The organism is Acidiferrobacteraceae bacterium (genome assembly GCA_037388825.1).
Classification (GTDB): Bacteria; Pseudomonadota; Gammaproteobacteria; order Acidiferrobacterales; family JAJDNE01; genus JARRJV01.
The window spans coordinates 64,365-74,894 of the sequence record JARRJV010000003.1 but is presented as its reverse complement, the minus strand read 5'-3'; the positions used below and the strand labels follow the sequence as shown (position 1 = coordinate 74,894).

9 protein-coding genes and 1 riboswitch are annotated in these 10,530 nt (G+C 61.6%); of the genes, 7 read left to right on the top strand and 2 right to left on the bottom strand.

Annotation, left to right across the window (positions count from 1 at the left end; genetic code table 11):
• On the bottom strand, positions 1 to 555 hold a 555-nt coding region (locus P8X48_01200; GenBank protein MEJ2105930.1), incomplete at its 3' end, for a PhnD/SsuA/transferrin family substrate-binding protein.
• A gap of 270 nt (positions 556 to 825) precedes the next feature.
• Positions 826 to 916, top strand: a riboswitch (glycine riboswitch).
• A gap of 139 nt (positions 917 to 1,055) precedes the next feature.
• On the opposite strand from P8X48_01200, the gene lipA reads away from it, so the two are divergent.
• The 7 genes from lipA (at position 1,056) to P8X48_01165 (ending at position 8,417) form a co-directional block, all read left to right on the top strand.
• Positions 1,056 to 1,994 (top strand): lipoyl synthase, encoded by a 939-nt coding sequence (lipA, locus tag P8X48_01195; GenBank protein ID MEJ2105929.1) that lies wholly within the window; start codon positions 1,056 to 1,058, stop codon positions 1,992 to 1,994.
• Positions 1,995 to 1,997: 3 nt separating this feature from the next.
• On the top strand, positions 1,998 to 3,086 hold the full coding sequence (gene gcvT / locus P8X48_01190; protein ID MEJ2105928.1) for a glycine cleavage system aminomethyltransferase GcvT: 1,089 nt from the start codon (positions 1,998 to 2,000) through the stop codon (positions 3,084 to 3,086).
• Between the two features lie 16 nt (positions 3,087 to 3,102).
• Positions 3,103 to 3,495: a glycine cleavage system protein GcvH gene (gene gcvH / locus P8X48_01185; protein MEJ2105927.1), complete on the top strand. Its 393-nt coding sequence runs from the start codon at positions 3,103 to 3,105 to the stop codon at positions 3,493 to 3,495.
• Between the two features lie 19 nt (positions 3,496 to 3,514).
• Positions 3,515 to 4,915 (top strand): aminomethyl-transferring glycine dehydrogenase subunit GcvPA, encoded by a 1,401-nt coding sequence (gcvPA, locus tag P8X48_01180; protein ID MEJ2105926.1) that lies wholly within the window; start codon positions 3,515 to 3,517, stop codon positions 4,913 to 4,915.
• A gap of 62 nt (positions 4,916 to 4,977) precedes the next feature.
• Positions 4,978 to 5,478 (top strand): thiol peroxidase, encoded by a 501-nt coding sequence (tpx, locus tag P8X48_01175; GenBank protein MEJ2105925.1) that lies wholly within the window; start codon positions 4,978 to 4,980, stop codon positions 5,476 to 5,478.
• A 641-nt stretch (positions 5,479 to 6,119) separates the two neighbouring features.
• Positions 6,120 to 7,577, top strand: a complete 1,458-nt coding sequence (gcvPB, locus tag P8X48_01170) for an aminomethyl-transferring glycine dehydrogenase subunit GcvPB (protein MEJ2105924.1) — start codon at positions 6,120 to 6,122, stop codon at positions 7,575 to 7,577.
• Between the two features lie 45 nt (positions 7,578 to 7,622).
• Positions 7,623 to 8,417, top strand: a complete 795-nt coding sequence (locus P8X48_01165) for an alpha/beta fold hydrolase (GenBank protein MEJ2105923.1) — start codon at positions 7,623 to 7,625, stop codon at positions 8,415 to 8,417.
• A gap of 10 nt (positions 8,418 to 8,427) precedes the next feature.
• Here the strand turns inward: P8X48_01165 and P8X48_01160 are convergent, their stop codons facing one another.
• Positions 8,428 to 10,479 (bottom strand): thioredoxin domain-containing protein, encoded by a 2,052-nt coding sequence (locus P8X48_01160; GenBank protein ID MEJ2105922.1) that lies wholly within the window; start codon positions 10,477 to 10,479, stop codon positions 8,428 to 8,430.
• Positions 10,480 to 10,530: the final 51 nt, after the last annotated feature.

The window sequence follows — 10,530 nt, the reverse complement described above, 5'->3', positions numbered from 1 at the left end:
CCTCATGACGCCAGCCATACAACCGCCGTCCATCACCCTGGCGTAGTCGTCCGGAAAGCTCTTGACGCCGATCACCAGCGGCTGGCGGACCGGGTTGGGAAACTGGTCGTACATGCTCAGGGTCGCCAGATTGGGCGGGGCCAGTCCACAAACGGGGCGGCCGGCAAGTTGGTCCAGGGAATGAATGGTCTTGTTGTCCGCCCGGGTGAAGACCACGAATTTAAGCAGTCCCGGCAGCTTCACCAGGGGCTGGTGGCCGATCTTTGCCATGCGCCAACCGATGAAATGGGGCCCATCGAATATGATGTCGTAGTGGCCGTCCTGCATCTGTTTCTGATAGTTCAGCCAGTTGTCGGGATAGCGGTAGACCACGGGCCTGCCCAGGGCGCGGCTGAGATAGTCGGCGATCGGCTTGTAGACCGCTGTTTCCTTTGTCTCGCTCCCACGGGGTGGTGCCGAAAAAACAATCGGTTGCGGTGCTGCGAAAAGATCGGGCACCAGGGAAAGCAGAAGAAGGCCAAATGCGCTTATTGCCATGACTTTCGATCGCGTCATTTTTTCCTCCTGTGCTACGCAGTTTTGTTGTCCACGCGGCTATCTGGAAATTATGGGATACGTGAGCGCAGATATACCCGGTTGTTTCTCAGGGTAACCGGGGGACGCACAAACCCGGCCGCGAATTCCCCGGGCGAATCCGTCGGTGGGTGAGGGACGGTCCCATCCAGTGTACGGCATCTTAGCGGAAGGACCTAAGGTAATGTGTGAGATTGCCGTGAGACTTGTGTTGAGCGTGCGTGCGCCGCCGGAGTATAGTCCCTGCTCGGTAGGAGATTCGTGGGAGAGTCCGGTCTGCATGACCGGCGCCGAAGGCGCAACCCGCCCGGAATCGCTCAGGCAAAAGGACCGCGTTTCTCACAACCGACTCTGGAGAGTGGTGGCATCGAACCACCTACCGAAGGGGCTCAAGCTCTCAGGTGAACGGACAGAGGGGCGGTGGATGCATTGGCGTCCATCGCCCTTTTTCTTTTTTTGCCGAGACCCGCGAGACGAGATTAGTGTCGAGCACACAAGCAGATGCACCCACGGGCGTAGCTGGCGATCGCCGCAACGTATCGCGCATGCCGATCTGGATCCGCCAGCAGTTGGGGCGCGGTACCGACTATGGCCGCACTGCGGCCGCGGTACATGGACACGCCCTGCACACGGTATGCGAGGAGGCGCGCTGCCCCAATCGCGGTGAGTGCTGGAGTGCCGGCACCGCCACCTTCATGCTGCTGGGCGACACCTGTACCCGCGCCTGCGGGTTCTGTTCCGTCAAGACCGGTCGGCCCGGCGCGGTGGACGCGGATGAGCCGGCGCGGGTGGCCGCGGCGGTGCACTCCCTGGGCCTGCGTTATGTGGTGCTAACCTCGGTCAATCGCGACGAACTGGCCGACGGCGGCGCCGGGATCTTTGCACAGACGCTGCAACAGTTGCGCGTCCAGCAGCCCGACATCGGCGTCGAATTTCTTACCCCGGATTTCCGTGCCTGCCAGGACGAAGCCGTGGATGCCTTCGCGGACGTGCTCGCGAAGACCTCCTTCACCGGCGCGGATTGGCCCGCACTGGTCTGGGGCCACAATATCGAAACCGTACCGCGGCTGTATCGAACCGCCCGCCGCGGCGCGCGCTATGAGCGCAGCCTCGGTCTTCTGGAAAAAGCCTCCGCCGCGGCCCATGTGGAGAGCAAATCGGCCATCATGCTTGGCCTGGGCGAAACGGAAGAAGAGGTTCATGGCGTACTGCGCGATCTCGCGAACGTCGGAGTCCGGCGCCTCGCCATTGGCCAGTACCTGCGGCCGGGGAGCGGGCAGTTGCCGGTGCAGGCCTATGTGCATCCGCAGCAGTTTGCCGCCTATGAGGCCTACGCGCGCAGTCTGGGCTTCGCCTGGGTTCGCTCCGGTCCCCTGGTCCGCTCCTCCTATCACGCAGAAGAAACTCAGACACGGGACTAGATCATGGGATTGCGCACGCCGCTGTATGACAAGCACCTCGAACAGAATGCCAAGATGGTGGACTTCGGCGGTTGGGACATGCCCCTGCACTACGGTTCGCAGATCGAGGAACATCATCGTGTGCGCGAGGACGCGGGCATGTTCGATGTCTCGCACATGACCGTGGTCGATCTCAAGGGCACCGATGTGCGCGACTACCTGCGCTTTCTGCTGGCCAACAACGTCGATCGGCTCAAGACCCGCGGCAAGGCCCTGTACAGCTGCATGCTTAATCGCGAGGGCGGTGTCATCGATGACCTGATCGTCTACTACCTGGACGACAACTGGTACCGCATGGTGGTGAATGCCGCCACCCGCGAGAAGGATCTGGCCTGGTTGCGGACGGCGGCAAAGGAATTCGACGACGTCAGTGTCACCGAGCGCGACGACCTGGCCATGATCGCCGTGCAGGGCCCGAATGCGAAGCAGAAGGTGTACGAGGCCATGGGCGAGGCGGTGCGCGAAGCCATGGCCGACGTCAAGCCGTTCAACGCCGTGACCGTGGGCGAGCTGTTCATCGCGACCACCGGCTACACCGGCGAGGAAGGTTTCGAGATCATTCTGCCGGCGAAGGCGGCCCCGTTCACCTGGCAGATGCTGCTGGATGCGGGGGTGGCGCCCATCGGGCTGGGTGCGCGGGATACGCTGCGCCTGGAAGCGGGGATGAACCTCTATGGCACGGATATGGATGAAACCACTTCCCCGCTGGAGTCCAACCTGGGCTGGACCGTGGCCTGGGAGCCGGCGGACCGCGTCTTTGTCGGCCGCGAGGCGATCGAGGCCCACAGGGATGCGCCGGCGCGCAAACTGGTGGGCCTGGTCCTCGAGGGCAAGGGCGTACTGCGCGGGCACCAGAAGGTGTACTGTGACGGGGCGGGAGAAGGTGAGATCACCAGCGGCAGTTTTTCGCCCACGCTGGGCCAGTCCATCGCCTTCGCCCGGATTCCCGCGGACGCCGGCGACGAAGTGGAAGTCGATATCCGCGGCAAGCCGATCGGGGCGCGGGTAGTCAAGGTTCCGTTTGTGCGCAATGGCAAGAGTTGTCTGGATTAAAGGGAGACCCTGCAAGATGAGTGAGATACCGAACGAACTGCGTTACACAAAGTCGCACGAATGGGTGCGCGTGGAAGACGATGGCAGCCTGACCGTGGGAATCACGGACCATGCCCAGGATCTTATGGGAGACATGGTCTACATCGAATTGCCCGAGGCGGACGGAACCCTGGAGGCGGGGAAGGACTGCGCCGTGGTGGAATCCGTGAAAGCGGCCTCCGATGTCTATGCCCCGGTAGGTGGCACCGTGCTTGCAGTGAACGAGGCACTTGCCGATACGCCGGAGGTGATCAACAAGGATCCCTACGGAGAGGGTTGGCTGTTCCGTCTGCAGCCGAGCGACAAGGGCGAACTCGATGGGTTGATGGATGCCGATGCCTATGGCGAACTGGTAGCAGCGGAAGAGTAGTCCCCGAGGAACCAAGACCATGCCTTTCATTCCCCACACGCCCGATGATATCGCCGAGATGTTGCATGCGATCGGCGTGAGCGACACCGATACCCTGTTCGACGAGATACCGGCGGCCCTGCGCAATGACCGGCTGGAAAAGGTTCCCGCCCGCCTGAACGAGATGGAAACCCGCCGCCTGATGGTGCAACGGGCCAACAGCGACGGGCACTATGTGAATTTCATCGGTGCCGGCGCCTACGAGCATCACATTCCCGCGGCGGTGTGGGAGCTGGTTACGCGCGGCGAGTTCTACTCGGCCTATACCCCCTACCAGGCGGAAGCCAGCCAGGGGACGCTGCAGGTCATCTACGAATTCCAGACCATGATCGCGGGGCTCACGGGCATGGATGCGGCCAATGCCTCCCTGTACGAAGGGGCGTCGGCCCTGGCGGAAGCGGTATTGATGGCGGTGCGGGTGCACCGGAAATCGCGCCGCATCCTGATGCCGGCAACGGTACACCCGGTGTACCGGAAGGTTGTTCGGGCCATCGTCAGCAACCAGAACATCGAGCTGGTTGATCTGCCCTACGATCCGGCAGGTGGCCATATCGATCCGGAATCCCTGGCGTCGTATTCCGGTGATGCTGCGGCCCTCGTGATACCCCAACCGAACTTCTTTGGTGTGCTGGAGGAAGTGGACGCCCTTACGGATTTCGCTCACGAGCACAAGATGCTCGCCATTGCCCTGGTCAACCCGATTTCCCTCGCCTTGTTGAAACCGCCCGGGCACTGGGGCGCGGACGGCGCCGACATCGCCGTTGGCGAGGCCCAGCCCCTGGGCGCGCCGCTGTCGTCCGGCGGACCCTACGTCGGTTTCATGGCCTGCAAGCAGGCCCATGTGCGACAGATGCCGGGCCGTATCATCGGTCGGACCGTGGACCTCGAAGGCAAACCGGGATTCACGCTGACGCTGCAGGCGCGCGAACAGCATATTCGCCGGTCCAAGGCGACGTCTAACATATGTACCAACCAGGGATTGCTTGCTACGGCGGCGACCATTCATATGGCCCTGCTCGGGCGCGAGGGCCTGGAACGGGTAGCCGCGCAATGCCACAGCAATACCGGCCGTCTGGTGCAGATCCTGTCCGCCATCGACGGCGTCGATGTCATTTTCGATCGTCCGCGATTCCATGAAGCGGTCTTGCGCATCAATGCACCGCTGGATGATGTTTTGCGGGTGCTCGAAGCCGAGGGGATCGTCGGCGGCTACGGTCTTGCCGGGGACTATCCCGAGCTCGAGAATTGCCTGTTGGTCTGTGCCACCGAAATGAGAACCGAATCGGAAATGCAGGAATACCATCAACACCTGAAGCGTGTCGCGAGCACGGGGCAACCGGATCCGTCGAGCGCGGTGAAGGTGGCCGACATACGCGAGTAGGGCGTTCCCGTCACCGGGATCAAGTACCGCTCACATGGAACTGCGAAGCAAAGGAGGAACCCATGGCAAACATAACCCTGCAGGGAAACCCGATCACCACAAGCGGTGAACTTCCCGCGGTTGGCAGCGCTGCCCCTGATTTCCAGCTGGTGGGCAAGGAACTCAACAACGTCACCCTGGCTGACTTCGCCGGGCGCAAGAAACTGCTGAATATCGTCCCCAGCCTGGATACCGGGATCTGCGCCAAGTCGACCAAGATCTTTAACGAGCATGCCGACGAATACCCGAATGCGGTCATGCTGGTGATCTCGGCCGATCTTGCCTTCGCCCAGCAACGATTTTGCAGCACGGAAAAGACCGATCAGGTCGTCACGCTATCCATGATGCGTGATCGAAACTTTGCCAAGGACTACGGCGTGTTGATCCAGGATGGGCCATTGCAGGGAATCACCGCGCGCGCCATCGTTGTCCTGGATGAAGACAACAAGGTCCTGCACACGGAACAGGTACCGGAGATCGCGCAGGAACCGAATTATGATGCTGCGTTGGCGGCCCTCAAATAGTATGGTCGCGTGCGCGACCATTCAGGTTCTCTGGCCGGGTAACACCCAGCCGAGGTGTTCTTGTGTCGCCAACGGCGACAACTTAGCGGGGTTCCGCCCCCGCACGACGGGGTACTTTCGTTTCGGCGAAAGTACCCAAAGCCATCTGCTCCTGCGTTCGCGTACTCTCCTGCGCTTCTCAAAAAAACCGCGGGCGCTCATCCAACTCGCCGGCCGGGAACACCGCTCGGCTCGGGCTCGATCAGGGATTCGCGCCAGGCGGTTTTTCCTTGCGATGCTCGGCGCGAACGAAGTCGCGAGAAAACACAAAACAACCCGATCCCCGTCGGTTTTCATGCCCGTGTCCGCCGCCGAGGCAGGATGGAGAAAATTCGGCACGCGCGGAGCCTGTCGAGGCAAGCCTTCGCGTAGGCGAAGGCTCCGAGTTCGACGCGCGTGGTGGATTTTTTGGGTCCTGCCGAGGGAAGCCCGGAGTATCTTCCAGATACGGAGGGCCAAGGACCCGGGTGTCCTTTCTTCTTGGTTCCTTCTTCTTTGGACAAGCAAAGAAGAAGGAACCTGCTGCCGGTCAGCCACCGGCATAGTAGTCGCGCAGCGACAAACACACTCCGCCTCCGGCGGAAAAATGCGAAGACCAGACCATGTTGATATTTGAACTGTCAAAACCCGGCCGCACCAACCCCTCCCAGGCACCCAAGGTGCGCGCGGAGGTTTCGGATATACCGGATCGTTTCCTGCGCGAGGAGAGTGCGCCCCTGCCCGAGGTGTCGGAGATGCAGGCAGTGCGGCATTACACGCAGTTGTCGCAGAAGAATTTTTCCATCGATACACATTTCTATCCGCTGGGTTCGTGCACCATGAAGTACAACCCGCGGGCGTCCAACAGCCTCGCGCTTCTGCCCGATCTGCTTGGCCGGCATCCCCACGGTCCGGTGAGCACGGGGCAGGGTTTCCTGACCTGCATGTACGAACTGCAGGAGATGCTCAAGGACGTCACCGGGATGACGGCGGTATCCCTTACTCCGCTGGCCGGGGCCCAGGGAGAGTTCGCCGGGGTCGCGATGATTCGTGCCTATCATGATTCGCGCGGAGACAACGGGCGTACCGAGATTCTGGTGCCGGATGCGGCCCATGGAACGAATCCGGCGACAGCGGTGATGTGCGGTTATACGGTCCGCGAGATCCCGACCGACAAGGATGGTGACGTGGACATCGAGGCCTTGCGTGCCGCGGTGGGTCCGCAGACCGCGGGGCTGATGCTGACCAACCCGTCGACGCTGGGGGTGTTCGAAAAGGATGTGGCGGAACTGGCGGCCATCGTCCATGAGGCCGGCGGCCTGCTGTATTACGATGGCGCGAACCTGAATGCGATTCTGGGCAAGGTTAAGCCTGGTGACATGGGTTTCGATGTGATCCACATGAATCTGCACAAGACCTTCTCCACGCCCCACGGCGGGGGAGGCCCGGGGGCCGGTCCCGTGGGCGTGAATGAGCGCCTGGAACCGTTCCTTCCGGTTCCGATCGTGGTGGAAGAACAGGGCACGTATTCGTGGGCCACGGAAAAGATGCGGCCGCAGTCCATTGGCCGGCTGTCGGCGAACATGGGCAATGCGGGCGTATTGTTGCGGGCCTATGTGTACGCGCGCCTGCTGGGTCGGGAGGGCATGCCGCGGGTGGCGGAGTTCGCAACGCTGAACGCCAATTATATGATGGTGCGTTTGCGTGAAGCGGGCTTTCAGGTGGCATTCCCCAATCGACGCGCCACGCACGAGTTCATCATCAGCCTGAAGAAGCTGAAGGACGAAACGGGCGTGAGCGCGGCCGACGTGGCCAAGGCCCTGCTGGACCGGGGCTATCATGCACCGACCACCTATTTTCCGTTGTTGATACCGGAATGCTTTCTGATCGAGCCGACCGAGACCGAGAGCCGTGAGGAACTGGACGGTTTCGTCGATGCCCTGATCGCCATCGTTGCCGAAGCGCGCGAGAATCCGGAACGTATCAAGGGGGCTCCCTATACCTTGCCGGTACGTCGGCTTGATGATGTGAAGGCTGCGCGGGAACTCGACCTCGTATGGCGGCCGGCGCCATCGGACTAGACCACGGGAAACGCGCTATACTCGGGAAAAGGGGAGGGGTGGCATATGGAAAACGGAGAGTCCAAAGGGAATCGTGCCCTGGTATTCATGCACGGATATCTCGGTTTTTCGGAGATATCCATCCTGGGTTTGCGCATTGGATATTTCCGCGGCCTGCGCAAGGCACTCGCCGACTTCGACGCCCCGGTCTATTTCCCGAAGGTGGCCTGGGCGGGATCCATCGAGCAGCGCGCCAATGATCTGGCGCGTTTTCTGGCGGATGTGCCCGAACCCGAAATCTATCTCGTTGGACACAGCATGGGCGGCCTCGATGGCCGCTACCTGATTCATCACCTGGATCCCGAGCGGCGCGTGCGCGCCCTGGTAACGGTTTGTACTCCGCACCGTGGGTCTGCCATCGCCGATTGGGCATTTCATTCCCGCAGTCTCGTCGCCTGGGTGCTTCGCCGGATCGGACGCCCCGGTCTGGACGACCTGCGCGTGGGATCGATGGAGCAGTTCAATCGCAACATTCCCGATCGATCCGACGTCGCCTACCGTTCCTATGCCGGTGTGCGCACCCGGTCACAAATGCCCGGGTGGTGGCGTTTCTGGCACGATCTCCTGCAGAAGGAACATGGCGACAACGACGGCCTGGTGAATCTGAGCTCGGCGCGTTGGGGCGAGTATGGCAAGACCGGGACCATGGATCATGTCGAGGCCGTGGGCTGGAATCTCGGTTGGCCCAGCCGCAAGGCACACAGGCCGTTCAATCATTTTCCGTTCTACCGCGCCATCGTCGAGGAACTGCTGCAGCGCGCGCCATACGCGGCCGGATCGACTGACACACAGTACGAGTAGTGGCGCCGGTTCAGGCCAGGCGTCGATCCAGTTCTTCCCCGGAATCGATCGGCGGCGAACAGCTGCGGCCGGTACAGACATACGCGGTCAGTTGATCGCGTGCGGGTCGGTCCGGGAGTGAAGCGGAGTCGGGTGGTAACGACACAACCATGCGACGCGGGGCATAGGAACTCGTTGCCGATTGCGCCCAGATCCAGGCTTCGTCTTCAGGTCCGCGGATCACCACGATCTCGCCGGGATAAAGAAACTCCTCCAGTGCGGTGAGCAGGGCGTTGCAGCTGCCCGGATGCTGGCTGGCCTCGCCCATGAGGGCGTGCAGAGTTCGTTCGGCGGCAACCAGGTAACGGGTTTCGCCCAGCAAATGGCCAAGGCGCAGGAGGACCAGGGCGGCTATCCCGTTGCCGGAGGGAACTGCTTCGTCGCTCACGGGCTTGGGGCGGTAGACCAGGGTCTCGTGATCGTCGGAAGTGAAAAAGAATCCGCCGACTTTCCCGTCCTCGAAGTGGTTCAGCATGGCGTCCGCCAGCGCCTGCGCGAATTCCAGGTCTTCATCGCGCCAGCGGGCCTGAAGCAACTCCAGCACGCCAAGGGCAAGAAAGGCGTAGTCATCCAGGTAGGCGTTGAGATGGGCCTTCCCGTCCTTGGCGCTTGCCAGCAGGCGCCCGTCCTGCCAGAGATTCGCGCGCACAAAGTCCAGCGCCTGCATGGCCGAATCAATGAAGTCCCGGCGATCCAGTACGCGGCCGGCACGGGCCATGCCATGGATCATCAAACCGTTCCAGGACGTCAACACCTTCTCATCCCGCGCTGGCGCTACCCGGTTTGAGCGTTCGCCCAGGAGTTTCGCGCGGCCGCTGGTGATGCGTTCGTCCACGACTTCGCGCGGCTTGCGGGACTGTGCCGCGATGTCCTGGCTATCCATGTGCACGTACGGGTTCCACTTTCCCTCGAAGTTGGCTTCCCGGTCGAAACCCCAGCGTTTCGCGCATACATCCCATTCCTTCTCATCGAGGATTGCTCGTACTTCCTCGGCCTGCCATACGTAGTAGCGGCCTTCCTCGCCTTCGCTGTCCGCATCCAGGGTGGCGAAGAATGCACCTTCCTCCGACTGCATTTCACGCAGAACCCATTCCCCGATGTCTTCGGCCGTTCGCCGAAACAGCTCTTCACCGCTGAGCAGCCAGGCATCGGCGTAGAGCGTGATCAATTGCGCATTGTCGTACAGCATCTTTTCGAAATGGGGGATCATCCACCGTTCGTCCACCGAGTAGCGACAGAAACCGCCACCGATCTGGTCATGGATGCCACCGTTGGCCATGGCGGTAAGGGTGTGGACGGCCATGTTCAGCGCTTCGTCATCGCCACCTTCGGTACGCTCCACCCAGCGCAGGAATCGTTCGATCGCACCCGGATGCGGGAACTTGGGTGCGTTGCCGAAGCCGCCATAGACGCGGTCATACTGACTTCCGAGTTCGGCCCGCGCAGCCGCCAGTATCCCGTCCGACAACTCTTCCGTTGCGGTCGACCGTTCCAGCCGTCGAAATACGTCGGCCAGGGATGCATTCTGTTCGTGAAGTTCGGAGCGATGTTCGGTGTAGAACTCGGCCACGCGTTGCAGCAGGTCGTGGAAGGCCGGCATGCCATAGCGTGGCTCCGGCGGGAAATAGGTTCCGCCGAAGAACGGCATGTGTTCCTTCGGCGTGAGAAACATGTTCAGCGGCCAGCCGCCGGCGCGCTGCAGCAACATCTGGTGGGCGGTCTGGTAGATGCGGTCCAGGTCCGGCCGCTCCTCGCGATCGACCTTGATGCAGACGAAGTGCTCGTTCATGACCCTGGCCGTTTCGGGGTCCTCGAATGACTCCCGTTCCATCACGTGACACCAGTGGCAGGCGGAATAGCCGATGGACAGCAGGATGGGTTTGTCAGTCTTTCGTGCCTGTTCCAGGGCCTCCTCGCCCCAGGGATACCAGTCGACCGGATTGTGGGCATGTTGCTGCAGATACGGGCTGGTTTCGTCAATCAGCCGGTTGGCTCGGTTCTTGCTACTAGTCTTTCGGACCATGAAAATTCACAGGAAAAACAGGAATTACCGACTATAAAGGAATTCCGTCGC

Coding starts and splice junctions, on each gene's coding strand:
- gcvH (MEJ2105927.1), top strand. CDS start 3,103: ATGAGTGAGATACCGAACGAACTGCGTTACACAAAGTCGCACGAATGG.
- P8X48_01165 (MEJ2105923.1), top strand. CDS start 7,623: ATGGAAAACGGAGAGTCCAAAGGGAATCGTGCCCTGGTATTCATGCAC.
- gcvT (MEJ2105928.1), top strand. CDS start 1,998: ATGGGATTGCGCACGCCGCTGTATGACAAGCACCTCGAACAGAATGCC.
- tpx (MEJ2105925.1), top strand. CDS start 4,978: ATGGCAAACATAACCCTGCAGGGAAACCCGATCACCACAAGCGGTGAA.
- gcvPB (MEJ2105924.1), top strand. CDS start 6,120: ATGTTGATATTTGAACTGTCAAAACCCGGCCGCACCAACCCCTCCCAG.
- P8X48_01160 (MEJ2105922.1), bottom strand. CDS start 10,479: ATGGTCCGAAAGACTAGTAGCAAGAACCGAGCCAACCGGCTGATTGAC.
- gcvPA (MEJ2105926.1), top strand. CDS start 3,515: ATGCCTTTCATTCCCCACACGCCCGATGATATCGCCGAGATGTTGCAT.